This window comes from Dyella thiooxydans, from assembly GCF_001641285.1.
Taxonomy (GTDB): Bacteria; Pseudomonadota; Gammaproteobacteria; order Xanthomonadales; family Rhodanobacteraceae; genus Dyella_A; species Dyella_A thiooxydans.
Genome location: NZ_CP014841.1, coordinates 779681 through 803632 on the forward strand (window position 1 = coordinate 779681; position 23952 = coordinate 803632).

Annotated in this window: 28 protein-coding genes; 12 read left to right on the forward strand and 16 right to left on the reverse strand. The window is 67.0% G+C overall.

Annotated features, from left to right (window positions below; genetic code table 11):
- Positions 1-3 precede the first annotated feature (3 nt).
- From ccmE to ATSB10_RS03615, 14 genes are all read right to left on the reverse strand, one after another.
- Positions 4-480 (reverse strand): cytochrome c maturation protein CcmE, encoded by a 477-nt coding sequence (gene ccmE, locus ATSB10_RS03550; protein ID WP_063670530.1) that lies wholly within the window; start codon positions 478-480, stop codon positions 4-6.
- Positions 481-498: 18 nt separating this feature from the next.
- Positions 499-693: a heme exporter protein CcmD gene (gene ccmD, locus ATSB10_RS03555; protein ID WP_063670532.1), complete on the reverse strand. Its 195-nt coding sequence runs from the start codon at positions 691-693 to the stop codon at positions 499-501.
- Entirely contained in the window at positions 690-1448 is a 759-nt protein-coding gene (locus ATSB10_RS03560; RefSeq protein ID WP_063670534.1) for a heme ABC transporter permease, read from the reverse strand. Before ATSB10_RS03560 ends, ccmD begins: the two co-directional genes overlap by 4 nt.
- A gap of 4 nt (positions 1449-1452) precedes the next feature.
- Positions 1453-2139: a heme exporter protein CcmB gene (ccmB, locus tag ATSB10_RS03565; protein ID WP_063670536.1), complete on the reverse strand. Its 687-nt coding sequence runs from the start codon at positions 2137-2139 to the stop codon at positions 1453-1455.
- Positions 2136-2765, reverse strand: a complete 630-nt coding sequence (gene ccmA, locus ATSB10_RS03570) for a cytochrome c biogenesis heme-transporting ATPase CcmA (RefSeq protein ID WP_063670539.1) — start codon at positions 2763-2765, stop codon at positions 2136-2138. The genes ccmB and ccmA overlap by 4 nt, the downstream gene beginning before the upstream one ends.
- Before the next feature lie 42 nt (positions 2766-2807).
- Positions 2808-3245, reverse strand: coding sequence for a DUF3293 domain-containing protein (locus ATSB10_RS03575; protein ID WP_063670541.1), 438 nt, complete (start codon positions 3243-3245; stop codon positions 2808-2810).
- Complete coding sequence (locus tag ATSB10_RS03580) at positions 3238-4617, reverse strand: FAD-dependent oxidoreductase (RefSeq protein ID WP_063670543.1); 1380 nt, start codon at positions 4615-4617, stop codon at positions 3238-3240. Before ATSB10_RS03580 ends, ATSB10_RS03575 begins: the two co-directional genes overlap by 8 nt.
- Before the next feature lie 60 nt (positions 4618-4677).
- The gene (phbB, locus tag ATSB10_RS03585; protein WP_063670545.1) at positions 4678-5424 is read right to left on the reverse strand and encodes an acetoacetyl-CoA reductase; all 747 of its coding nucleotides are present in this window, start codon (positions 5422-5424) and stop codon (positions 4678-4680) included.
- Between the two features lie 100 nt (positions 5425-5524).
- Positions 5525-6034, reverse strand: coding sequence for a polyhydroxyalkanoate synthesis repressor PhaR (gene phaR, locus ATSB10_RS03590; RefSeq protein ID WP_017461228.1), 510 nt, complete (start codon positions 6032-6034; stop codon positions 5525-5527).
- A gap of 89 nt (positions 6035-6123) precedes the next feature.
- Positions 6124-7677: a DHA2 family efflux MFS transporter permease subunit gene (locus ATSB10_RS03595; protein WP_063670547.1), complete on the reverse strand. Its 1554-nt coding sequence runs from the start codon at positions 7675-7677 to the stop codon at positions 6124-6126.
- A gap of 8 nt (positions 7678-7685) precedes the next feature.
- Positions 7686-8891: an HlyD/EmrA/EmrK family protein gene (locus ATSB10_RS03600; RefSeq protein ID WP_063670550.1), complete on the reverse strand. Its 1206-nt coding sequence runs from the start codon at positions 8889-8891 to the stop codon at positions 7686-7688.
- Positions 8888-10369 (reverse strand): efflux transporter outer membrane subunit, encoded by a 1482-nt coding sequence (locus ATSB10_RS03605; RefSeq protein ID WP_063670552.1) that lies wholly within the window; start codon positions 10367-10369, stop codon positions 8888-8890. Before ATSB10_RS03605 ends, ATSB10_RS03600 begins: the two co-directional genes overlap by 4 nt.
- 26 nt (positions 10370-10395) lie before the next feature.
- Positions 10396-10920: a MarR family winged helix-turn-helix transcriptional regulator gene (locus tag ATSB10_RS03610; protein ID WP_063670554.1), complete on the reverse strand. Its 525-nt coding sequence runs from the start codon at positions 10918-10920 to the stop codon at positions 10396-10398.
- Between the two features lie 83 nt (positions 10921-11003).
- Positions 11004-11783, reverse strand: a complete 780-nt coding sequence (locus ATSB10_RS03615; protein ID WP_063670556.1) for a TatD family hydrolase — start codon at positions 11781-11783, stop codon at positions 11004-11006.
- A gap of 180 nt (positions 11784-11963) precedes the next feature.
- Here ATSB10_RS03615 and ATSB10_RS03620 point away from each other — a divergent pair, with 180 nt between their 5' ends.
- Both ATSB10_RS03620 and ATSB10_RS03625 read left to right on the forward strand, forming a co-directional pair.
- The gene (locus ATSB10_RS03620) at positions 11964-12533 is read left to right on the forward strand and encodes a glycine zipper 2TM domain-containing protein (protein WP_063670558.1); all 570 of its coding nucleotides are present in this window, start codon (positions 11964-11966) and stop codon (positions 12531-12533) included.
- Between the two features lie 29 nt (positions 12534-12562).
- The gene (locus ATSB10_RS03625) at positions 12563-13042 is read left to right on the forward strand and encodes an outer membrane lipoprotein (RefSeq protein ID WP_063670560.1); all 480 of its coding nucleotides are present in this window, start codon (positions 12563-12565) and stop codon (positions 13040-13042) included.
- Positions 13043-13119: 77 nt separating this feature from the next.
- On the opposite strand, the gene ATSB10_RS03630 is transcribed toward ATSB10_RS03625, so the two are convergent.
- Positions 13120-13554, reverse strand: a complete 435-nt coding sequence (locus ATSB10_RS03630) for a cell wall hydrolase (RefSeq protein ID WP_017461220.1) — start codon at positions 13552-13554, stop codon at positions 13120-13122.
- Between the two features lie 438 nt (positions 13555-13992).
- The gene (gene ygfZ, locus ATSB10_RS03635; protein WP_063670562.1) at positions 13993-14805 is read right to left on the reverse strand and encodes a CAF17-like 4Fe-4S cluster assembly/insertion protein YgfZ; all 813 of its coding nucleotides are present in this window, start codon (positions 14803-14805) and stop codon (positions 13993-13995) included.
- A gap of 103 nt (positions 14806-14908) precedes the next feature.
- Between ygfZ and ATSB10_RS18855 the strand changes: the two genes are divergently transcribed.
- From ATSB10_RS18855 to ATSB10_RS03680, 10 genes are all read left to right on the forward strand, one after another.
- On the forward strand, positions 14909-15076 hold the full coding sequence (locus ATSB10_RS18855) for a DUF1674 domain-containing protein (RefSeq protein WP_083966310.1): 168 nt from the start codon (positions 14909-14911) through the stop codon (positions 15074-15076).
- A 70-nt stretch (positions 15077-15146) separates the two neighbouring features.
- On the forward strand, positions 15147-15542 hold the full coding sequence (gene sdhC, locus ATSB10_RS03640) for a succinate dehydrogenase, cytochrome b556 subunit (protein WP_063670564.1): 396 nt from the start codon (positions 15147-15149) through the stop codon (positions 15540-15542).
- A complete protein-coding gene (gene sdhD, locus ATSB10_RS03645; protein ID WP_063670566.1) occupies positions 15539-15928 on the forward strand; it encodes a succinate dehydrogenase, hydrophobic membrane anchor protein in 390 nt (129 codons plus the stop codon). The genes sdhC and sdhD overlap by 4 nt, the downstream gene beginning before the upstream one ends.
- A 1-nt stretch (position 15929) precedes the next feature.
- Entirely contained in the window at positions 15930-17717 is a 1788-nt protein-coding gene (sdhA, locus tag ATSB10_RS03650; RefSeq protein ID WP_063670568.1) for a succinate dehydrogenase flavoprotein subunit, read from the forward strand.
- A gap of 98 nt (positions 17718-17815) precedes the next feature.
- Positions 17816-18598, forward strand: coding sequence for a succinate dehydrogenase iron-sulfur subunit (locus tag ATSB10_RS03655; protein WP_017461215.1), 783 nt, complete (start codon positions 17816-17818; stop codon positions 18596-18598).
- A 72-nt stretch (positions 18599-18670) separates the two neighbouring features.
- Positions 18671-18919 (forward strand): FAD assembly factor SdhE, encoded by a 249-nt coding sequence (locus ATSB10_RS03660; RefSeq protein ID WP_063670570.1) that lies wholly within the window; start codon positions 18671-18673, stop codon positions 18917-18919.
- A complete protein-coding gene (locus tag ATSB10_RS03665; RefSeq protein WP_063670572.1) occupies positions 18891-19322 on the forward strand; it encodes a protein YgfX in 432 nt (143 codons plus the stop codon). Before ATSB10_RS03660 ends, ATSB10_RS03665 begins: the two co-directional genes overlap by 29 nt.
- A 120-nt stretch (positions 19323-19442) precedes the next feature.
- The gene (locus tag ATSB10_RS03670) at positions 19443-20687 is read left to right on the forward strand and encodes a lipoprotein-releasing ABC transporter permease subunit (protein ID WP_063670575.1); all 1245 of its coding nucleotides are present in this window, start codon (positions 19443-19445) and stop codon (positions 20685-20687) included.
- A 4-nt stretch (positions 20688-20691) separates the two neighbouring features.
- The gene (gene lolD, locus ATSB10_RS03675) at positions 20692-21417 is read left to right on the forward strand and encodes a lipoprotein-releasing ABC transporter ATP-binding protein LolD (protein ID WP_063670577.1); all 726 of its coding nucleotides are present in this window, start codon (positions 20692-20694) and stop codon (positions 21415-21417) included.
- Positions 21418-21544: 127 nt separating this feature from the next.
- Entirely contained in the window at positions 21545-23863 is a 2319-nt protein-coding gene (locus ATSB10_RS03680; RefSeq protein ID WP_083966063.1) for a DNA internalization-related competence protein ComEC/Rec2, read from the forward strand.
- Positions 23864-23952 lie beyond the last annotated feature (89 nt).

Here is a 23952-nt window from a genome sequence, read left to right on the forward strand (position 1 = left end):
CGCTCAGGGTTGGGTTGCGGCAGGTGGCTGGTCGCCGGTCTCGGCGACTTTGCGACCCTTGTGCGCCTTGGCCATGGCGTCCTTCAGTTCCTTCGGCATGTAGGTCTCGTCGTGCTTGGCCAGGACCTCGGTCGCCACGAAGTGCCCGTTTTCCATGTGGCCGGTGGTGATCACCGACTGGTTGTCGCGGAACAGGTCGGGGAGGATGCCGGTGTATTCCACCGGCATGGCGCCGTCGGCGTCGACCACCGTGAAGGTCACTTTCAGCGAGTCGCTGGAGCGCTGGATCGAGCCCTCCTTGACCATGCCGCCGAGGCGGAAGGTCTTGTAGTCGCGCGCCTGGCCTTCCTGCACCTGGCTGGGAGTGAACAGGTAGTTCATGTTCTGCTGCAGGGCGAACACGGTCAGGCCGCCGGCGATCGCCGCGGCGATCAGGACCATGACGACGATGATGAGCCGGCGCTTGCGGGTGGGGTTCATGCGGGGATTCCGTGGCGATCAGGCGTCGGTGGCGGTGTCGGCGCGGCGCTGCTGGCGCGCGCTCTGGCGGGCGAGGCGGCCGCGCAGTTCGCGCAGCACGCGGCGTCGGCGCAATACCGGCGCCAGTGCATCGGCAAGCAGCACGACGAGGAAGATCGCGTACGCCGGCCACACATAGACGGCATAACCGCCCATGGCGAGGAACTGGTTCATCGGGCGGTTTCCCCCGCGGCGATCTGGCGGACCCAGTCCTTGCCGCTTTCCAGCGCCAGCAGGTCGGCGCGCACGCGCGAGCAAAGGCTGAACACGTAGTAGCACTTGGTCGCGACCATCATGGTCAGCAGCGGCCAGATCATCGAGCCGCTCATGGTGGAAGGGCCGAACAGGCGGATGGTCGAGCCCTGGTGAAGCGTGTTCCACCAGTTCACCGAGAAATGCACGATCGGCACGTTGATGATGCCGATCAGGGCGAGGAAGGCGGCGGCACGCGCGCCCTGGCGACGGTCCTCGAACGCGTGGTACAGGCCGATCACACCCAGGTACAGGAACAGCAGCACCAGCTCGGAGGTGAGCCGTGCATCCCAGGTCCACCACGTGCCCCACATGCGCTCGCCCCACAGCGAGCCGGTGGTCAGGGTGATCAGGGTGAACGCCGCGCCGATCGGGGCGGACTCCATCGCCACCACCTCGGCCAGCTTGATCCGCCAGACCAGTGCGATGAACGCCGATACGGCCATCACGCCGTAGATGAACAGCCCCATCCAGGCGCTGGGCACGTGCACGAAGATGATGCGGTAGTCGTCACCCTGCTGGTAATCCGGCGGGGCGAGCACCAGGCCGCCGTAGAGCGCGACGAGCCCCAGCACGATGGCAAGAGCGAGCATCCAGGGGCGCAGCTTGCCGGCGAAGCGGTAGAAGGTCGGCGGCGAGCCGAGCTTGTGCAACCAGAGCGGAATCCAGCTGGACATGGGTTCAGGCGTCCAAGGCAATGCGGAGGGCGGCGGCGCAGGCCAGTGGGGCCAGCACCAGGGCCAGCGCCAGGGCGGCGCCCAGCCATGCGATCGGGGCAATCCACGGCAGGCCCTGCTGGGCTGCGGCCAACGCACCGGCGGCGAAGATCACCACGGGAACGCACAGCGGCAACAGCATCAGGGCGAGCAGCATACCAGAGCGTCGGGTGCCGGCTGTCAGCGCCACGAGCACCGCGCCGAGCAGGCTCAGCATCGGCGTGGCCAGCGCCAGCGCCAGCAGCAGTACGGGCATGACCGCCACCGGCAACTGCAGCATGCTGGCCAGCATCGGCGCGATCACGATCAGCGGCAGCGCGGTGGTGAGCCAGTGGGCGAGGATCTTCATGCCCAGCATCAGCGCAAGAGGTTGCGGCGCCAGCACCAGTTGCTCCAGCGAACCATCCTCGATGTCGCTTCGGAACATGCCGTCCAGCGCCAGCAGCATCGCCAGCAGCACGGTGACCAGCACCGCGCCGCCGGCGATGCGCTGCAGCAGTGCGTTCTCCGGACCCAGCGCGAAGGGGAACAGGGTGGTGACGATCAGCGCGTAGAGCACCGGCATGGCGATGTCGCCACGGCGGCGCCAGGCGAGGGTGAGATCACGTCGGAGGACGGCGGCGCAGGCGCGTCCGAGCGGAGCCTGGTTCATGCATGCATCCGGATGCGCTGAGGCTCGCCGCCGTGGAAACTTACGGCGCCATGGCTGGTGACCAGCGCGGCACCGCCCGCGGCGACGTGGCCCTCGAGCAGGCGGTTGACCAGCGCGATGCCGTGGCGGTCGAGATTGGCGTAAGGCTCGTCGAGCAGCCACAGCGCGGCGGGCACCAGCAGCAGGCGTGCCAGCGCCGCCCGCTTCTTCTGCCCGGCGGAAAGCCGCCGCACCGGCTCGTCCTCGTAGCCGGCCAGTCCGACGTCGAGCAGCGCGCGGGCCGGATCCATGCCATCGCGTGCGCCATGAAGACCGGCGGCGATGTGCAGGTTCTCGCGCGGACTGAGGTCGCCCTTGAGTCCGAGCTGGTGGCCGAGAAAGACGATTTCGGCGGCACAGTGATCGCGCCGCAGCGGCTCGCCGCGCCAGCTCAGATGGCCTTCGTCCACGTGCAGCAGGCCGGCGAGCACGCGCAGCAGCGTGGTCTTGCCGCTGCCGTTGTCCCCCTCCACCAGCGCGAGCTGGCCGGGATGCAGCTCGAACTGCAGCGGGCCGAACACGGGTTCGTCCTGGCGGTAAAAGCTCAAGGCAGAGGCCGCGAGCAGGGGCGGGGGTGCGACGGTCATCCTCGGGATTGTCCGCAATGCCCGCGGGGCTTGTCCATGTGGTCAGCTGTCGCCGTTGACCCAGGTCAGCTGCGGCGTCCAGACCAGTCGCGCCAGACCTTGCCCGCTGCCGGCGAGAAACGCTCGTTGGCCGAACGCCGCGGCCAACCGCTCCAGCACGACGTGTGGTGTGCCGATCGCGAACAGGCTGGGTTCGCGCCAGCCATCCGCGCCCACGCCGACGGCGGCGAGGATCGCCCGGGTGGCTGGGTCCGCGAGCAGTTCGGCGAGCAGCCGCCGTTGCGCCTGGCGGTTGGTGTCTCGCGGTGCGCGACGCGAGCCGGGGTGCCACGCGGTGATGAAGCCCCAGGGCGAGGTGCCGACCAGTGCATGCAGCGTGGCCGGCACCGGGGTATCGACGTGCAGGCTGGTCGTGCCGCCGCCCGGCAGGCGCACCCTGTAGTCGGTACGCCGGTAGGCAACGAGCAGGCGCTCATCCATGCGGCAGGTCGGGTAGTGGCTCCAGCCGGTTGCGGAACAGGGCGACAGCTTCGTCCAGCACCACCGCCTGTGGGTCGCCGCCGGTCGTGGCGAGCAATTCGTCGAGCAGGGCATCCTGCGCCTTGCCACGCTGGTACGCGAAGGCATAGGGCAGGCGGGTGAAGGTGACCATGCGGTAGCGCGCCATGAAGTGCGACGGCACGGCTTCGGCCAGGCGCAGGCCGAGCGCCCGCTTGGCTAGGTAACGCGGGTCGGCGACCGAGTCGCGCATCTCCACGTAGTTCTCCAGCGCCATCGCAGCGATCGCATCGGCGTTCGGTTTGCGCCGGCGCTGGAACTCGGCGAACACCCCTGCAGGGTCGGTCGGACTCCCGGCCAGCAGTGCGGCCAGTTCCACGGCGTCCTCCAGCCCGCAGTTCATGCCCTGGCCGTGGAACGGCACCATGGCGTGCGCGGCGTCGCCCAGCAGCACGGCGCGACCGTCCAGGTGCCAGCGGTCGAGATAGAGCGTGTACAGGCTCGGCGCCGGATGCGCCTGGAAATCTTCCGCGAAGCGCGGCATCAACGGCAGCAGGTCCGGGAACTGGGTGTCGAAGAAATCTGCCGCGTGCTCCGCGTCCGGCAGGGTGGCGAAGCTGGGGTAGGGGCCTACGCCCGGCAGGAACAACGTGACCGTGAAGCTGCCTTCCGGATTCGGTAGCGCGATGCACATGTAACCGCCGCGCGGCCAGATGTGCAGGGCATGCGGTTCGATGGCGAAGCGCGCCTCGCCGTTCTCCGGGCGGGGGGGGATCTCCAGCTCCTTGTAGGCGTGGCCCAGTGCCTCGACCCGTTCGCCGAGGGGATCCACGTGGTGCATCGCCGCTCGCACGGCCGAGCCGGCGCCATCGGCACCCAGCATCAACTCGAAGCGATGTTCCCGTTGCACACCCGCGACGTCGCGCAGGCACAACCGTCGGGCGTCGAAGTCGATGCGCTCGACCATGTGCCCGAAGTGGAAACGCACGCCGGCCATCTCGGCCGCGTCGAGCATCAGCTTGTTCAGTTCACCCCGCGAGACCGACCAGATCACCTCGCGATCGTCGACGCCGTAACGCTGCAATACCGGGGGCGCCGAACCGGCATGCACCATCCGGCCGCGCATCATCACCGCCAGCGACAGCACGCGTTCGGCCAGGCCGGCGGTGCGCAAGGCATGCAGGCCACGTTCGGCCAGCGCCAGGTTGATCGAGCGCCCGGCCTCGTAGCCGGCGGTGCGCGGATCCGGCCGCTTTTCGAACACGTCCACCGTGAAGCCGCGCAGGGCGAGCAGGTGCGCGAGCAGGGCGCCGACCGGACCGCCGCCGGCGAGGGTGATGTTTGGCAGGGGCAAGGCCGGTTCCGGTGGTGCGGGATCGATGCATACGCGACCGTGAGGTCGCGTATGCATCGGTCAGAAGCTCATGAAGTATCCGCCGTTCACCGGCAGGTTGGCACCGGTGATGTAGCCGGCGTCGTCCGCTGCCAGGAATGCCACGGCGCGGGCGATGTCGGCCGGCGAGCCGAGGCGGCCCACAGGAATGCCGGCGATGATCTGCTCGCGCACTGCAGGCGCCACCGCGGCCACCATCGGTGTATCGCAGTAGCCGGGGGAGACGGTGTTCACCGTCACCCCCTTGCGCGCGGTCTCACGGGCAAGCGCCATGGTGAAGCCGTGCACGCCGGCCTTGGCGGCGGAGTAGTTGGTCTGGCCGAATTGCCCGGTCTGGCCGTTGACCGAGCTGAGGTTGACGATGCGACCGAAACCGCGCTCGCACATGCCCTCGACGACCTGGCGGCAGGTATTGAAGACGCCGTCGAGGTTCACCCGCATCAGCTGGTGCCATTGCTCCGGCGTCATCTTGCGCAAACTGGTGTCGCGGGTGATGCCGGCGGCATTGACCAGCACGTCAACGGCGCCATGCGCAGCTTCGATGCCTTCGACCAGGGCGCGGCAACTGTCGAAATCGCTGACGTCGGCAGGTTCGAAGTCGATCGCGCCATCGAAGGGCGCGACCTCTTCGCGGAAGGCTTCGATTCGCTCCTGCCGGGTCGGGAGGTCGATGGCGATGACTTGACGCCCATCACGGGCGAGGTGGCGGCAGATCTCGGTGCCGAGGCCGCCTATGCCGCCGGTGACGACGGCCAATCGCTTGCTCATGCGCGCTACTCATATTGCCGCACGGCAGCACGTGCTGTGCTGCAGCGGTCAAAGGCTCAAAACGAACGGGGCAGCCTTAGGCTGCCCCGGATGGGATCGGTCAGGACTTCTTGCCGCCGCGGCCTGTGCCGCTGGTGCCAGCGGGACTGGCGGCGGGGCGCGACTGGGAGGCGGCGTCGAGGAAGCCTCGCTGCATGGACTTCCAGGCGTCCATGTTGCGCTCGGTCAGCTCGTTGAGCATCGACCAGGGCGTCTGGCCCATCAGGTTGTTGAGCTGGTTGCGGAATTGCTGCTGCTGGTCCAGGAAGACCTGCAGGCTGCGCTCCAGATAAGGGCCCATGAAGCCCTGCAGCGAATCCCCGTAGAACCGGATGATCTGGCTCAGCAGCTGCGGAGAGAGCATGGGCTGCCCCTTCTCCTCGTGCTCGGAGATGATCTGCAGCAGCACCGAACGGGTGAGGTCTTCACCCGACTTGGCGTCGCGCACTTCAAAGGTTTCGCCGTCCAGCACCAGCTGACGGATCTCTTCCAGCGTGATGTAGCTGGAGATCTCCGTGTCGTAGAGCCGACGGTTCGGATACTTCTTGATGATGCGGATTGTTTGTGCCATGCGGCGAACGCTAGCAGAAGGTATTGCGCCGCACCAGTCACCTTGCTGCACTTCGGAGTGCAGCAGAAATCTGCTAATGGGCTGGCCGATCAATGGCCTACGGCACCGCCGGCGCTTCCGAACGGCGGCCTGGCCAGCCACAGCACCGGGATCAGCAGCACGAACAACACCGCGCAGGCGAGGAACACGTCATTCACCGCCAGGGTCAGCGCCTCGCGCGTGAGGATACGGTCCACCAGTCCAAGCCCTTCCCTGTGCGCGAAGCCGGCATGGGAGAGCTGCCCCAGGAAATGCGTGGCGGCCGGATGGTCGGGCGTGATCGATTCGGTCAGCGTGGCGTGATGGAACTCCCCGCGGTGCTGCCAAAGCGTCACGCTGACCGCAGTCGATACGCTCGAGCCCAGCGTGCGGCAGAAATTGGCCAGTCCGGAGGCACTGGCGATCTCGGAGGCGGGCAGCCCGGACAGGTAGACCTGGTTCAGCGGGATGAAGAAGCAGGGGATGGCGATGCCCATCACGAACCGCGGTAGCACCAGCGCGGAGAACGACGCCCCACTGTCGAAGGTGGAGAACCAGTACGAGGTGGTGGCGAACATCACGAAGGCGAAGGTCACCACGGCACGCAGATCCAGCCGATGCAGGTTGCGCCCGAGGATCGGGGCGACCAGGAACGCCAGGATGCCGACCGGCGCGGTAGCCAGTCCGGCCCAGGTGGCGGTATAGCCCAGCGTGGTCTGCAGCCATAGCGGGAAGACCACGTTGATGCCGAAGAAGGCCATCATGCCGAGCGACAGCCCGGTGACTCCGACCGTGAAATTGCGCTGGCGGAACAGCGACAGGTCCACCACCGGGTGTTTGGCATGCAGTTCCCAGACGATCAGGAAGGTGAGGCAGACCAGTGCGATGATGCCGAGCGTGGTGATCATCGGCGAGGAGAACCAGTCGTGGTCGTTGCCGTTGTCGAGCATGAACTGCAACGCTCCGACGCCGACCACCAGCAACACCAGGCCGATCACGTCGATCGGCATGTTGAAGGTCTTCGTCTCCCGCTTGTGCAGCAGCGCCCAGGTGATTATCGCGGCCGCCAGACCCACCGGCAGGTTGATGTAGAAGATCCACGGCCAGGAGAAGTTGTCAGTGAGGTAGCCGCCGAGGATCGGTCCGAAGATGGGCGCCACCACCACGGTCATGGCCCACAGCGCCAGCGCAATGCCCTGCCGTTCCTTCGGATAGCTCGACAACAGCAGTGTCATCGACAACGCCACCATCGGGCCGGAGCCGGCACCCTGCATCAGGCGGGCGATCACCAGCATCGGCATGGAAGTCGCCAAACCGCACATCATCGAAAACACGACGAACAGCAGTACCGAGGCGACGAAGGTGCGGACTTCGCCGAAGCGTTTTGCGAGCCATCCGGTCAGCGGCTGCATGATCGCGCTGGCCAGGGCGTACGAGCTGATCGTCCAGGTGCCTTCGCTGGGGCTCACGCCGAGGCTGCCCGCGATGTGCGGTACCGCGACGTTCACGATGGTCATGTCCAGCACCTCCATGAAGGTGCTCAACGCGACGGCGGCGGTGAGAAGTACCAGTGCGCCGCCGTGCAACGGCTTCAGCGGCGCGGCGGCGTCGGACGTGGCGGCCATGGCTCGACTCAGCGGTGGGCGGGGAGATTGGCCTGGATGATGCGGTCGGCCTCGGCATCGGCCTGCGCGCCCATCCGGTCGTACACGTCGGTGCTTGCCATCGGTTGGGATACCGGTGCCTGGGCCAGCACCTTGCCGTGATCGTCGCTGATATCCACGGTCACATCGGTGGAAAGGCCGATGCGCAGCGGATGCTTGTCCAGCTCGGCGTTGTCCAGGCTGATCCGCACCGGCACGCGCTGCACGACCTTGATCCAGTTGCCGGTCGCATTCTGGGCAGGCAGCAGCGAGAACACGCTGCCGGTGCCCGCGCCGATGCCCTCGACCTTGCCGTGGTATTCGACGCTGCTGCCGTAGATGTCCGCTTCGATCTTCACCGGCTGGCCGATGCGGATATGCCGCAGCTGGCCCTCCTTGAAGTTGGCGTCGATCCACAGGTTGTGCAGCGGCACGACGGTCATCAGCTGCTGCCCGGGCTGCACACTGTTGCCCAGCTGGACGCTGCGCTGAGCCACGTAGCCGGATACGGGGGCATAGATCGCGTTGCGCTGCCGGGCGATCCAGGCGGCACGGAAATTGGCGCGCGCCTGCATGACTGCGGGGTTGTGCGCCACGTCCGTACCCTCGACGGCGGCGCGGGCGGCGGCGGCCTGGGCCTGGGCGGCATCGAGCGCGGCCTGCGCCTGCGCCACGCCGTCGCGCAGATGCTGGATGATTTCGGGGGACTCGGCCCTGGCCGCGATCAGCGGCAGGCGGCGCTTGAGGTCGGCCCGGGCCTTTTCCAGCTCGAGCTTTCTCGCTGCCACCTGGGCTTCGGCGCCGCTGACGTTTTCGGTCTGCTGGCGGACGCCCCGTACGGCTTGTGCCAGCGCGGCCCGGGCCTGCTGCAGGCGGACGTCGGCATCGGTGCTGTCCAACTTCACGAGCACCTGTCCGGCATCGACCTTCTGCGTATCGTCGGCCATGATCGCCACGACCGTGCCGGGCACCTGGGCGGAGATCGCCACCTGGTTGCCGCCGACATAGGCGTTGTCGGTCTTTTCGCGCCTGGACAGCACCAGCAGCCACAGCAGGAACCAGCCCAGCGCAGCCAGTACGAACACGGTTGCGACGATGGCGAGTGCCCGCCGACGCTTGGCCGGGTCCTTTGCGGCCATGCCGCTTTCGTTGGCTTCCTTGGGAGTGTCGGCCGTTTGGGAGTCGTTGGCGCTCATCGTGAGTGGGCTCCGGAAGAGGCGTTGGCAGAATTCGTGGAGGTGGTCGAAGCAGGTGCTTCGGGCATGCGATAGCCGCCCCCCAGTGCTTTGATCAGGGCGAGGTCGGTGCTGACGGCCTGGGCCTGCAACTGGGCGGCTGCGTCCTGTTGCTGCAGCAGTTGGGCCTCTGCCGCCAGTGACTCGCGGGCATCGCGTACACCCTGGTGCGCGCGGGCCTCCGCGGCGCGGAGGATCTGCCGGTCGGCCGCGATCTGCGTCTGCTGCTGCTCGCGACGGTCGGCCAGCATCTCGGCAGTGAGCGCCTGGGTCGACACGTCACGGGCGGCCTGCAGCACCACGCTGCAGTACTGCGCGATGGCGCCATCCAGCTGCGCCCTGCTCAGCCCGTAATTTGCCTGCAGCAGGCCGCTGTTGAAGAGCGGTAGATGCAGGGCAGGAGTCACGGCGAAGGTGCGGCTGCTGGCGGAGAACAGCTTGCCAAGGTCGATGCTCGACAGCCCGGCCAGTGCGCTCAGACTGAGATCGGGCAGGAACTGGGCGCGCGCGACGTCGGTCTGGCGCAACGCGGCCTCGACCTGCCAGCGGCTGGCCGCGATATCCGGACGGCGCGCGATGAGGTCCAGGCCGGCATCCGCGGGCAGGCCGTGCGACACATTCGGCAGAGGTTTCGGCTGCAGCTTGGGCAGGTCGGCCGGGGCGACCCCGACCAGCGAGGCCAGGGCGGCGAGTCGGATCTGTCCAGAGCGATCGATGGCGATCTTCATCTCCCGCGCCGCGGCGAGCTGGGCCTGCGCGCGCGAGGCTTCGTCCGGCAGGTCGACACCCTGGCCGACGCGCAGCTGGGCGATCCTGGTCAGGCGTTCCTGGACCGCCAACTGCCGCTGCGCGAGTGCCAGCCGGGCCTGATCGGCCTGCCAGCCGAAATAGGTATCGGCCACCGCGTACTGCAACGCGAGCGCTGCGGCGCTGCGCTGCGCCTGGGCGGCGTGTGCCTGGTCGACCGCGGATTCGACCGCGGCCCGGGTCTTGCCCCACCAATCGAAGTCGTATTGCAGTTGCACCCCGAGATCGGCCTGGTTGTACCAGGTGAATCCCAGGAAGCGAGCAGGGATGAGTCCATGCTCGCTCAGTCTTTGCCGGGCGACCTGGGCGTTTCCGTTGATGCTCAGTCCGGCCTGTGCAGCCGCCGCCCGTATCGACTGTTCAGCGCTGCCCACGCGGCTCTGTGCGATGGCGAGATCGGGGGCCTGGTCCATCGCCATCGCGACAAGCCTGTCCAACTGGTCGTCGTGGTAGGCCTTCCACCATTCGGCCGCCGGCCAGCCTGCGCGGGCGGGGACATCCAGGCCCGCCAACGGGACGTTGTCGCTGAGCCTGGGCGGATCGAGGCGATGGGGGGGCATCGCGCATGCCGTCAGTGCGAGCGCTAATGCCGACACGGCCAGCGGGCGCATGGCGCGGTAGACGTGTTTCATCTGGGCATCCTTATCGGGCAGGGCCTTCAACGGTCGATCTCCTCGTCCAGCCGGTCGAGGTTGTCCGCCAGCTTGCGCAGCAGGCGCCCGAGCTGGCGGCGGTCGTTCTCGCCGAAGCCGTCGAACATCGCGCTGAGGCGGGGGAACAGGGTCGGCAGCATCTTCTGGACGAAGCGACGTCCGCTGGGCGTGATGCCCATGCGCACGCGTCGACGATCCTGTTCGCTCGCCGCGCGTACGACCAGGCCGCGTCCGACCAGCGCATTGCCGATGCGGGTCATGTTGGTCGCGCCCTGGGATGTGTAGTCGCAAAGCTCACCCGGCGTCGAGCTTCCGTCTGGGCTGCTGTAGAGGATCATCAGCGTGAGGAATTCGCTGTGGTTGAGCCGGTACGGTTTGAGCGTGTGCTCCAGTTCTTCCTGCATGCGACTGCCCACCATCAACATGAGTCGACTGAGCTTGGCTTTGTCGGCCGGAAGTCCGGGTAGGGCTTCGCCGAGGCGATCGACGCCCTCGTCCATCATGCAGATGCAGTTGCCGAGGCTGGCCATTTCACTGGCTCATATTTCACTGGTGAACTAAAAAGGTAGCAGTCATGCGTATCTGCCGGCAAGCATCCTCCGGCGCACGGGCCTCAGCGGGCAGGGGTGCCGAGGTCGAAGAGCCGTCGAGCGTTTTCGGTGGTGGCTGCGGCGAGCTGCTCGACGTGCTCGCCCCGGAGAGCGGCAAGGTCCGCGAGGGTTTCGGTAATCGCCGAAGGCTCGTTGCGCTGTCCGCGGCGCATGATGCCGGGCTGGTCCGGGGCGTCGCTTTCCAGCAGCAACTGCTCTGCTGGGAGTTCGGCGACGACGCGCCTGAGCCGCTGCGCCCGGGGGTAGGTCACGGGGCCACCGATGCCGACCAGGAAGTCCTGCTTGAATAGCTGCGCCGCCTGCTCGGCGCTTCCGGAAAAGCTGTGAACGACGCCCCTTGTCCCCGGATGGCGGCGGATTGCGGCGATCACGGCATCGACGGCTCGGCGGGCATGGATGATCACGGGCAGGCGGTGATTCACCGCGACGGACAGTTGCCTGTCGAACAGGACCTGCTGCCGATCCCGGTCGAGGCCTTCGACGAAGTAGTCCAGGCCGATTTCACCAACCGCTACCGCCCGGTGCGTATCGAGCCATTGGTCGAGCAGGTCGCAATCGGTGAGGCGGTGCCGCGGCAGGAACATCGGGTGCATGCCGTATGCGGGAAAGACGTCGCCGTGCTCCTTCGCCAGGTCTGCAAGGGCTTCCCAACCAGGTGCGGCAATGGCCGGCACGATCATCGCCCCGACGCCGGCATCTCGCGCGCGCTCCAGCACCCGATCGCGATCCACGTCGAATCGGGCGTCATCGAGGTGTACGTGGCTGTCGACGAGAGGTGTCATGATGGATGGCGGCCACTTTCCGATGGGGTGTACGACTCCGATCCGTGTCTTCGATCACGTGAAGGAAAAATGACGAGTCGGAGCTAGGTCGTATTCAGTTGTGCAGGGTTTCAATGAACAGGCGAAACGCGAGGGGCGCAGATCGCGTTGCTCGCGGGGAATCCAAAAAGGAGAGATCTGATGAAACGGTTGATGGTCAACGTGCTTCACGTGTGTGTGGCGGCTGCGCTGGCGGCCAGTGTATCGGCTTGCAATCGTGATGCGAGTGCGGACGCCGGTGTAGCGACAGGTGCCGCAGCCAACGGCCCGAAGTACGCCAAGGTTGTGAGCGTTGATCCGGTTCGGAAGACCACCAGCACCCCGAAGCAGGTCTGCCACGACGAGGTGGTCAATACCACCACGCCACCGAAGGATCAGCACCAGATCGCGGGCACTGCGATCGGCGCCGTGGTCGGCGGCGTACTCGGCCACCAGGTGGGTGGTGGCAAGGGCAAGACGCTCGCGACGGTGGCCGGTGCGCTCGGCGGTGGCTACGCGGGCAAGAAGATCGAAGAGAGTCGCCAGCATGCGAACACCACGTCCTCGGTCCAGCGCCGGTGCACCACAGTGAACGACAGCACCACCAAGATCGTCGGCTATGACGTCCGTTACGAATACAACGGGGTCACGCGCACGGTGCGGATGGATCACGATCCCGGCGACCGCGTGCAGGTCCAGGAAGGCGTGACGGCGGTTTCCGACGCGCGCTGATTTTCCACCATCCAGTCGAGGAGGAGCCCATGTCGCCCACTTCACGCAGGATTCCACTGCTGATCGCCGCAGCTCTCGCGAGCATTGCACTCGCGGGGTGCGAAACCACGCCCTACAACAACGGGGGGTACAGTCGGCCCGCTCCGGTCTACGACAGCCGGCCCGCGCGATGCGACAACTGCGGCGTGGTCAAGGAGGTGCAGCAGGTCTACGTCGAGCGCAAGAGCAACGGGACGCTTGGTGCCGTGATCGGCGCGGTCGCCGGCGGCCTTCTCGGCAATACGGTGGGCAAGGGGGATGGCCGCAAGGCTGCCACCGTTGCTGGTGCGGTGGCCGGCGGTGTGGTCGGCAACAAGGTGGCCACGGCCAACAGTGGGACCGACGTGGCCTGGCAGGTCACCGTGCGATTGGACGGGGGCCGGTACGTCACCGTGACCCAGCGCGATGATCCCCGGGTGCGCGAGGGTGATTACGTGCAGGTGCAGGGCGATCACGTCTATCCGCGCTAGTCCACTTTGCTCTTTGGACGTCCAAAAAAAAGCCCTCCGAAAGGAGGGCTTTTTCTTTTCTGCGCGATACGGGTTCGTTAGTTCACGGCGTAGAAACGATGCTCGCCGATGGTGCGGCCGGTGCGGTTGATCGACCAAGCCGGAGTGATCGCCACGGTAGCGAAATGGTCCGCATGTGGAACGACCAGATGGCGTTCGGCGAGCGGCAGCTCCCAGTTCGTCATCGACTCGCCGGCGATCTTCCAGGCTTTGGCGAAGGCGACCGGGTTGGTGATGTCGAACGAGCCCGGTGTGGTGGTGGTGGCGAACTGGTGCGGTGCGGTCACGACCTTGCACACGGTATCGCCCCACTGGCCGCGGTCGCGACGCCGTAGCGCCACTTCGGCAACCGCCAGCTGCCCCATCGTCGGTTCGCTGCGGGCTTCCAGGTAGACGGTCGTCGCCAGACAGGTCTGGTCGGCCACCGGCTGGGGCAGCAACGAGGCCATCCACAGCAATACGGAAAGTTTCATAGTCTGCCTCCAACGTGCTGTACGCATGGCCGGAAGGAAACCGGTTCTCAGGCGCCATTGCGGTGGACGGGCGGGCAGGCCGTTCCACCTGGATTGATGACACCGGATCGAAACTTTGGGATCGCGGATGTCCTTGCCACGGGATTGTGGCGAGTCAGTTCGACGTCTGTGCCAGATCTGACCAGAGTCGCAGCCAGCCACCATCGAATGGTCCAGGGCATCTGCGACATCTCCGCCTCGTATGGCGGCAATTCTCTCCGGCATTTCTGCCGGGTCGCGCCGATCCGGACTCCTCCGGTTCGTCGCGTGCTCGAGCCACTGCGGTAGGAGTGGCCGGCCAAAAATTTTCGCGGAGCCTAGTGGCGGCCTCCGGGGATGGCAAGTGCCATGGTCATGGAATTCACGCGGCACTCACTTTTGCGGCATGGCAACATGCGGCTATTCGCCCCATGATTCGACGATCCGTGCGCGTGCGCCGCACGTAAGCAGTGCATCATGACTGTCCTGCGAAGCGATCAGCCAGTCCTCGTGCGCAACGGCGAGTCCCGTCACGCCCGAGTCTCCACCCACGGCATCGAGCAGATGCAGCTCTGCGCCATCACCCACACGTTTCAGCCGCGTGTCCGGCGCGACCGCCTGCGACAGCATGACGCGGCAAAGCCTGCGCTTGTTTCCTCCTCGATAGTGCAGTCGCGCCACGATCTCCTGGCCCGGATAGCAACCCTTGTCGAGCGCGACGGCGCCGAGGTGATGAAGGCCGAGCGACGCGGCGTTGTACTGGCCGATCGCTCCGGCGGGCAGCCATGGCCAGCCCTCGCGGATCTGCATCGCACGCAGATCGTCGCCGGGGGCCTCGGCTGCGATGACGATCGAGTGATCGCCGCAGCCGACATGCAGGATTCCTTCGGCTTCTTCTGTCGCATGAAGCGCCATCGCCGGTCCTGCGGTCAGCAGACCGACTGGCTGCACCAGCAGTTCGACCCGGGCGCGGAACACGAAGCGCGAAAGTTCGTTCTTCAGGTCCCCGGCCTGTCCTCCTCGCAGCAGCAGCACCCAGCGTTGGTCGGCAAGCCGTGCAAGATGAAACAGTGCGCGGACACGCCCCGTCGCATCCAGCCAGGCGCTGAACTGCCACGATCCCACGGACAGCGCGAGTACCGGCGAAGTGAACTGGCCATGCATGAACTGCGCGGCATCGGGGCCCTCGATGACGAGGGTTTCGGCGGGCAGGGTGGGGGCGGTTGGGGACATGGTTTTCGTTACTGGGGACGAAGGCGTTTCAGGCAAGGGGCACGGTCCCCTCAGGTTGTACCGGCAGGGCACAAGTATTACGCTTGTTCAGCTAACAAGAACCATGTCCGACACACGCTCCCCTCCCGAATCGAAGCAGCCGGCCGCTCCAGCGGCGGGGGCCGTTTTGCCGTTCGGAAACGATCGGCCAGACCCGGCAGAGGAGCGTCCTGCGCCCGACCCCACGCGCTACGGCGACTGGGAAAAGAATGGGCGCTGCATCGACTTCTGACGCTTCGCGCTGGCGGACGCTCGGAGTCGGCCGGCATGGGCAAAAGCGATTCCACACCAGGATAGCCAACATGGCAGACACATCACGACCGCTCTCACCGCACCTGCAGATCTACAAGTGGCAGGTGCAGATGTTGACCTCGATCCTGCATCGCGCGACCGGCATCGTGCTTGCCATCGGCAGCCTGATCGTCCTCTGGGGGCTGCTGGCCCTGGCTGGCGGCAGCGAGGCATTCGCGCAGTTCACCAGCTGCGTCGGCAGTCCGCTCGGCATGGTGGTCATGTTCGGCTGGACCTGGGCGTTCGCTTACCACCTGTGCAACGGCATCCGTCATCTCGTGCAGGACGCTGGCGCGGGCTATGCCATCGCGCAGTTCGTCCGCTCGAGCTGGCTGTCGATCATCGGCAGCTTCGTGATCACCCTGCTGGTCTGGGCTTTCGTGCTGACCTCCGGAGGTGCGGCATGAGCGCCAAGGATCTGCGCCATCCGATCAAGCGTGCCCGTGGCTTGGGCTCGGCCCAGTCCGGTGTCGGACACTGGTGGACCCAGCGCGTGACCGCTGCCGCGCTCGTCGTACTCGGCCTGTGGTTCCTGGCGACGGTGCTGCGTCTGGTGCACGCCGATTACGCGACTGCGCACGCGGTGGTGGCCCGCCCGTGGAACGCGGTCCTGCTGATCGCTTTCGTGATCGCCATGTTCTGGCACGCCGTGCTCGGCCTGCAGGTGGTGATCGAAGATTACGTGCACACCCGCTGGAAGGAAGTTTCCCTGCTGGTGCTGGTGAAATTCCTCGCGGTGCTGGGCGCGCTGGCAAGCGTGCTGGCTGTGCTGCGCATCGCCCTGGGAGCCTGACGTGGAAAGCTACAAGATCCAACAGCACAAGTATGACGTGATCGTGGTGGGCGCCGGCGGTGCCGGCCTGCGTGCCACCTTCGGCCTTGCCGAGAAGGGCCTGAAGGCTGCGTGCATCACGAAGGTGTTCCCGACCCGCTCGCACACGGTGGCGGCGCAGGGCGGCATTTCCGCCGCGCTCGGCAACATGGGCGAGGACGACTGGCGCTTCCACTTCTACGACACCATCAAGGGCTCCGACTGGCTCGGTGACCAGGACGCCATCGAGTACATGTGCCGCGAGGCGATCCCGGCGATCATCGAGCTGGAGCACTACGGCGTGCCGTTCTCGCGCACGGCTGAAGGCAAGATCTACCAGCGCCCGTTCGGCGGCATGACCACGCACTACGGCAAGGGCACCGCCCAGCGCACCTGCGCCGCGGCCGACCGCACCGGTCATGCGATCCTGCACACGCTGTACCAGCAGGCGCTGGCGCACGATGCCTCGTTCTTCATCGAGTACTTCGCGATCGACCTGATCTTCGACGAGGAAGGTGTGTGTCGCGGCGTGCTGGCGCTGGACATGAACGAGGGCACGCTGCACTTCTTCCGTGGCCAGGCGGTGGTGCTGGCGACCGGCGGCTACGGTCGCGCGTACTTCAGCGCCACTTCGGCACACACCTGTACGGGCGACGGCGGCGGCATGGTGTTGCGTGCCGGCCTGCCGCTGCAGGACATGGAGTTCGTGCAGTTCCATCCGACCGGCATCTACGGCGCGGGCTGCCTGATCACCGAGGGTGTGCGTGGCGAGGGTGGTTACCTCACCAACTCCGAGGGCGAGCGCTTCATGGAGCGCTATGCCCCGAACGCGAAGGATCTGGCCTCCCGCGACGTGGTCAGCCGTGCGATGACGATCGAGATCCGCGAAGGTCGCGGCGTCGGCGAGCACAAGGATCACATCCACCTGAATCTGATGCATCTCGGCGCCGAGGTGATCCACGAGCGGCTGCCGGGCATCGCCGAGTCGGCGCGCATCTTCGCCGGCGTGGACGTGACCAAGGAGCCGATCCCGGTACTGCCGACCGTGCACTACAACATGGGCGGCATTCCGACCAACTACCACGGCGAAGTGGTGCAGCTGAAGGACGGCAACCCGGATTCGGTGGTGCCGGGCCTGTTCGCCATCGGCGAGGCGGCCTGCGTGTCGGTGCATGGCGCCAACCGCCTGGGCTCCAATTCGCTGCTCGACCTGGTCGTGTTCGGCCGCGCAGTGGCCAACCGTTGCGCCGAAGTGATCAAGCCGGGCGCGGCGCACAAGGACCTGCCGGCCAGCGCGCTGGACAAGGCACTGACCCGCTTCGACGGTCTGCGCAATGCCAGCGGCAGCACGCCGACGGCGAAGATCCGCGCGGAAATGCAGCGCACCATGCAGAGCGATGCGGCGGTGTTCCGCACCGGCGACACGCTCAAGGAAGGCAAGCGCAAGATCTCCGAGGTCTACGACTCGTTCAAGGACGTCAAGGTTTCCGATCGCTCGTTGGTCTGGAACTCCGACCTGATCGAGACGCTGGAGCTGTCCAACCTGCTGGCGCAGGCGGTGGCGACCATGCACTCGGCCGAGCAGCGCCCGGAAAGCCGCGGCGCACATGCCCGCGAGGACTTCCCGGACCGCAACGACGAGCAGTGGATGAAGCACACCCTGGTCAAGGTGGACCAGGCCGGCAAGAGCAGCTTCGAGTTCCGTCCGGTGCACATGTACACGATGACCGACGAGGTCGAGGTGGTGCCGCCGAAGAAGCGCGTCTACTGATTCGGCAGGTACCGGCGATGCGTATCGCCGGTACCGCCCGCGCATCGCAGGTGGTCGGGGCCGTCAGGCCCTCCTAACGAGATTGAAGGGTTCCGCACATGGCAGAGTTCACCCTCCCGAAGAATTCGAAGATCCAGCCGGGCAAGCATTTCCCCGCCCAGGGCGCGAAAAAGCCGCGCACATTCCGCATCTATCGCTGGTCGCCGGACGACGGCCAGAACCCGCGCATCGACACCTACGAGGTGGATCTTGCCGCGTGCGGTCCGATGGTTCTGGACGCGCTGCTGAAGATCAAGAACGAGATCGATCCGACGCTGACGCTGCGCCGCTCGTGCCGCGAGGGCATCTGTGGCTCGTGCGCGATGAACATCGACGGCACCAACACGCTGGCCTGCACCCGTGCCATCGAGGAGTGCGCCTCGGGCGACGTCAAGATCTACCCGCTGCCGCACATGCCGGTGGTCAAGGATCTGGTCCCGGACCTCACCCACTTCTATGCGCAGTTCGCCTCGATCAAGCCTTGGCTGCGGACGCAGAGCCCGGCGCCCGACCGCGAGCGCCTGCAGTCGCCGGAAGACCGCAAGCATCTCGACGGCCTGTACGAGTGCATCCTGTGCGCCTGCTGCTCGACCAGCTGCCCGAGCTACTGGTGGAACGGCGACAAGTACCTCGGCCCGGCGATCCTGCTGCAGGCCTACCGCTGGATCGTCGATTCGCGCGACGAGGACACCGGTGCCCGCCTGGACGACCTGGAAGATCCGTTCAAGCTGTACCGCTGCCACACCATCATGAACTGCGCGCGCACCTGCCCGAAGGGGCTGAACCCGGCCAAGGCGATCGCGGAGATCAAGAAGCTGATCGTGCAGCGCCGCGCGGCCTGAGCGATGGGCTGACGTCGTTTTTCGTGCGGGCTGCCCCAGGGCAGCCCGCATGCGTTGGAGGCTCGAGGAATCGTGGAAGAAGCCCGGATCAAACGACTGCGCTGGCGCACCCGCCGCGGCACCCGCGAGCTGGATGCGCTGTTCGGCGGCTGGCTGGACGAGCGGTTCGCCGCGGCGGACGAATCCGCGCGAATGGCTTTCGACGAGCTGCTCGACGTGCAGGACCCCGACCTGTGGGACTGGGTGATGGGGCATGCTCGCGCACCACGCGAGGACTGGCAGGCGATCATCGATGACATCCGCGCCCGCCATCGGCTTTGAATACCGGCCATCGCGGGGGCTCGCGCTCGGCCTGATCGGTATGCTGGCGCTGGCGATGCTCTCGGTTGCGCTCAGTGGGCTGCCGGGCTGGGGCAAGCTGGTGCTCGCGAGCGCGGCGATGGCCCTCGTGCTGGCGAGCCGCATGCGGCAGACCACGCCGCCGGCCTCGGTCGGCTGGAGTCCCGATGCGGGCTGGCTGCTGCTCGGACGGGATGGGGTCGAAACCCCGGCCGTGTTGGCATCCCATCGCATGCTGGCCGGCTGTCTGGTGCTGGAACTGCGCGTCGGCGAGCGCCGGCAGGTGCTCTGGCTGCTGCCGGACAACAGCGATCCCGATACCCGGCGTCGCCTGCGCATGCGGCTCGCGGCCGGGCAGGGCGTGCCGTCCCCGCCAGCCATCTGAGCCGGTTGTACCCCGCCGGCGCATCGGGCACTCTGGCGCGCTTGCGCGGTCCCAAAGGACGACCTGAGCGATCAGGCCTCTCTGCCGGCCGCCTGGCCGGCCCCCACAGATCAGGTTGCCATGTTCCGACCGCTCGAACTCTTCATCGGCCTGCGCTACTCGCGCGCCAAACGCCGCAACCAGTTCATCTCGTTCATCTCCACCGTGTCGATCATCTGCATCACGATCAGCGTGATGGCGCTGATCACCGTGATGTCGGTGATGAACGGGTTCGACAACGAACTGCGCTCGCGCATTCTCGGTGCGGTCTCGCACGCCACCATCGCCGGCGTGGGCGAGAGCATCCACGACTGGCAGGGCACGGTGAAGCAGGCCGAGGCCAACCCGCACGTGCGCGGTGCGGCGCCCTATGTCGACCTGCAGGCATTCCTGCAGGGCACCTACGGCTCCACCGGCACCATGGTCCGCGGCATCGAGCCGTCGCTGGAGCCGAAGGCCTCGGATATCGACAAGCACATGGTGCAGGGTCGCTGGGATTCACTCACCCCGGGCAGCTGGAACATCATCCTGGGCAAGGAGCTGGCGATGCAGCTCGGCGTCACCGTGGGCGACCACGTGACGATGTTCGTGCCGCAGTTCCGGGCCACGCCGCTGGGTGCTGTGCCGCGGATCCGCGGCTTCCGCGTGTCCGGGGTGTTCGAGATGGGCATGCAGCAGTACGACTCGGGCCTGGCCCTGGTCAACATGACCGATGCCGAAAAGCTCGGCGAGTTGTCCGGCCCCACCGGCATCCGCCTGCGCCTGGACGACCTGTGGAACGCCGGCCCGGTGTCCCGCGAGCTGAGTCGCGACCTCGGCCAGCTCTACAGCGTGCGCACCTGGATGCAGGAGAACAGCAACTTCTTCTCGGCGATCTCGATGGAGAAGAAGGTGATGGGCATCATCCTGTCGCTGATCGTGCTGGTGGCGGTGATCAACCTGATCTCGATGCTGATGATGCTGGTCACCGACAAGCAGGCGGATATCGCCATCCTGCGGACGCTCGGCGCCACGCCGCGCAGCATCATGGCCACCTTCATGGTGCAGGGCGTGCTGGTCGGCTTCGTCGGTATCGGCCTGGGCGTGGGGTTGGGCTCGCTGCTGTCGTGGCAGTTGCCGAACATCGTGGACTGGATCCAGAATGTGTTTCACGTGCAGTTCCTGTCGCCGGACGTCTATTACATCTCCAACGTGCCGAGCAAGCTGGAAGCGGTGGACGTGGGCTGGATTTCCCTGGTTACTTTCCTCTTCTCGCTGCTGGCCACCCTCTATCCCGCCTGGCGCGCCTCGCGCACCCAGCCGGCCCAGGCGCTGCGCTATGAATAAGCCGATGAATGCACGCAACGACGTGGTACTGCGCGCCAGCCACGTCGCCAAGAGCTACGAGGACGGCGAGCTGCGCACCGACGTGCTCACCGACGTGAGCTTCGAGCTGAAGCGCGGCGAGACGGCGGCCATCGTCGGCGCGTCGGGTTCGGGCAAGAGCACGCTGATGCACATCCTTGGCGGGCTGGACACGCTGAGCGCCGGCGAAGTGGAAGTGGATGGCCAGCGGTTGTCCTCGTTGTCCGACGCCGACCGCGGTCGTGTGCGCAACCGTTCGCTCGGTTTCATCTACCAGTTCCACCATCTGCTGCCCGAGTTCACCGCGCTGGAGAACGTATGCATGCCGCTGCTTATCCGGGGCGAGTCGATCGCCAAGGCGCAGCGTGCTGCTACCGAACTGCTCGGCCGGGTCGGGCTTTCGGCGCGGCTCGGGCACAAGCCCTCCGAGCTGTCCGGCGGCGAGCGCCAGCGCTGTGCGGTGGCCCGTGCGCTGGTGACCCGGCCAGCCTGCGTGCTGGGCGACGAGCCGACCGGCAACCTCGATGAGGCCAATGCGGCACAGGTCTATGCACTGATGCTCGAACTCAACCGGGAGATCGGCACCAGCTTCATCCTGGTCACCCACGATACCCGGCTGGCGGCGCGCATGGACCGCACCCTGGTGCTGCACAACGGGGTATTGAACGAGCAGGTGCGGAACGATCCGGCCTCGCTGGTTGGCGAGATCTGATTCCCCGATGACATCGGGGTGGTTGCCGCGCGTCGTGCGACGGCCCTCGCCTACGCTCGTTTCGTCCTGACGATCCCCCGTCCGACGCTAGCCTTGGAGGCAGGTTCGGGCGCAGGGGACATGGACGTTGCCGCAACGATCGCTCAAGGCCGGCGTTCCGCTGGCCAGTGTCGCGCTGCTGCTCGGCGTGCTGGTCGTGCAGGTGTTTCCCGCGCTGCCGCGCGGCCTCGTGCTCTCGCTGGCCGTGACAGGACTTGGAGCCGGAGCGACGGCTTGCTGGCTGTCGCGCCGGGCGCGCAGTCTCGGTTGGATCCTGTTTGGCGTGGCATGGGCCATGTGGCGTGGTGCAGCGGCGATGGATGCACGCCTGCCGCATGCGCTGGAGGGCGAGGTTCTGCTGGTGACCGGGCAACTGCTCGACCTGCCGGACCCACGCGCTGACGGTACGCGATTTGCGTTCCGGATCGACTCGGCCCGGCTCGATGGACGTCAGGTGGCGTGGCATGGGCGGGTTCGACTGGCCTGGTACGACCCTTCCCGCGTGTTGCGTCCCTGCGAGCGCTGGCAGTTGCGGGTGCGCCTGAGGCGGCCGCGGGGGATGATCGATCCAGGTGGCGCCGATACCGAGCGCACCGCATTGGAGCGCCGGATCGATGCGGTGGGCTACGTTCGCGAAGGCGGTGACAACCGGCGGCTGGGTGCATCGGCCTGTGTCGACCGCCTGCGCCTGCACCTGGCAGCGTCGATCGACGCCCGGATGGCCGATCCGCACGACGCGGCACTGCTGCGTGCACTCGCGGTCGGCGATACGCGTGGACTCGACCCCGACGATTGGGCGGTGGCGAGGGCTACCGGCGTCTCCCACCTGCTGGCCATTTCCGGCTTCCATGTAGGCGTGGCCGCGGCGTTCGGGGTCGGGCTGGTCTGGCCGATCTATGCACTGTTTCCCGGGCTCGGGTTGAGATGTCCACGATCCCGCGCGCAAGCGGCTGCGGCGCTGGTCGCGGCCCTGGCCTATGGCCTGCTCGCGGGCATGGGCCTGCCGACACTGCGCACCCTGCTGATGATCGCGGTGGCGGTGGTTGCGCGCAGTCGCCGGCGGCATCTGGATGGGCGCCATGCGCTGGCGATGGCGCTGCTGGTGATGCTGCTGGTGGATCCGCTGTCGGTGCTCGCGGCCGGCTTCTGGCTGTCGTTCGTCGGAGTGGCATTCCTGATGCTCTGCCTTGGCGTGCAGGGCCGCAGCTGGCGGACGTTCGCCCGCGAGCTGGTACGCGGTCAGTGGGTGATGAGCATTGCGCTGCTGCCGTTGACGCTCTGGTTCTTCGGGCAGGCCTCGCTGGTCGGGGCGCTGTCCAACCTGGTCGCGGTGCCGGTGGTCAGCCTGCTGATGGTGCCGGCCACCCTGCTGGCCGTGCTCGCGCTGCTGCTGTGTCCACCGCTGGCTGCGCCAATGCTGGCTCTGGCTGCCGCCACCGGCCACGCGCTCTGGTGGTTGCTGGCGCGCATGGCTTCGTGGCCCGGAGCGGCGTGGTACCTGCCGGCGGTTACTCCGTGGGCTTTGGGGCTGGCGATGCTCGGCGCGCTCTGGATGTTGGCGCCGCGCGGGACGCCGTGCCGCTGGCTCGGCGGCCTGTTGTTCCTGCCGCTGCTGCTGCCTGCGCGGCCACCGATCCCTGCGGGTGGCTTCCAGGCTTGGGTATTCGACGTGGGGCAGGGGCTGTCGGTACTGGTGCGGACGCATCGCCATGCCATGCTCTACGACGCCGGTGCCCGCTATCCGTCAGGCTTCGACGTCGGGGCGGCGGCCGTGGTGCCTTCGTTGCGGGCACTCGGCGTGCGCCGGCTGGATCTGCTGATGATCAGCCATGGCGACAATGATCATGCGGGCGGTGCTGGCGCCGTGCTGGAGGCGTTTCACGTCCCGCGCCGACTGGCTGGCGAGCCCTCGCGGATGCCGATGCCGATGGCGCCATGCGTGGCGGGTCAGTCCTGGCATTGGGACGGCGTGACTTTCCGTGTGCTCAATCCGCACGGGCGGCCGTCGCACGACAACGACCGTTCCTGCGTGCTGCTGGTCGAGGGTGGCGGCGATCGCCTGCTGCTTACCGGGGACATCACCCGACGGGTGGAGGGGGACGTCGCTGCGGGCGTGCCTTCCGGCCGGCCGGTGGCGATGACGGTGCCACACCATGGCAGCGAAACCTCGTCCGGCGCGGCTTTCATCGCTGCGCTGCATCCCGCATTGGCGATGGTTTCGGCCGGATGGCACAACCGCTTTGGTCATCCTCGCCCGGCGGTGGTGGCCCGCTACCGGGCCGCGGGCGTGCCGTTGCTCAATACGGCGAGCGAGGGTGCGCTGCGGTTGGATTTTCCGGTCGATGCCCCGGTCCGTGCCTGGCCTGGAGAGCGGCTTCGGCAAAGCCGCTACTGGCGCGAGCGCTAGCATCACGAGCCGGCTTTCGGCAGCCGGACGCAGCCCACGGAACGCGCGGTTCGGACTGGTATGATGCCGGCTTCGTTCTGCTTTGCATC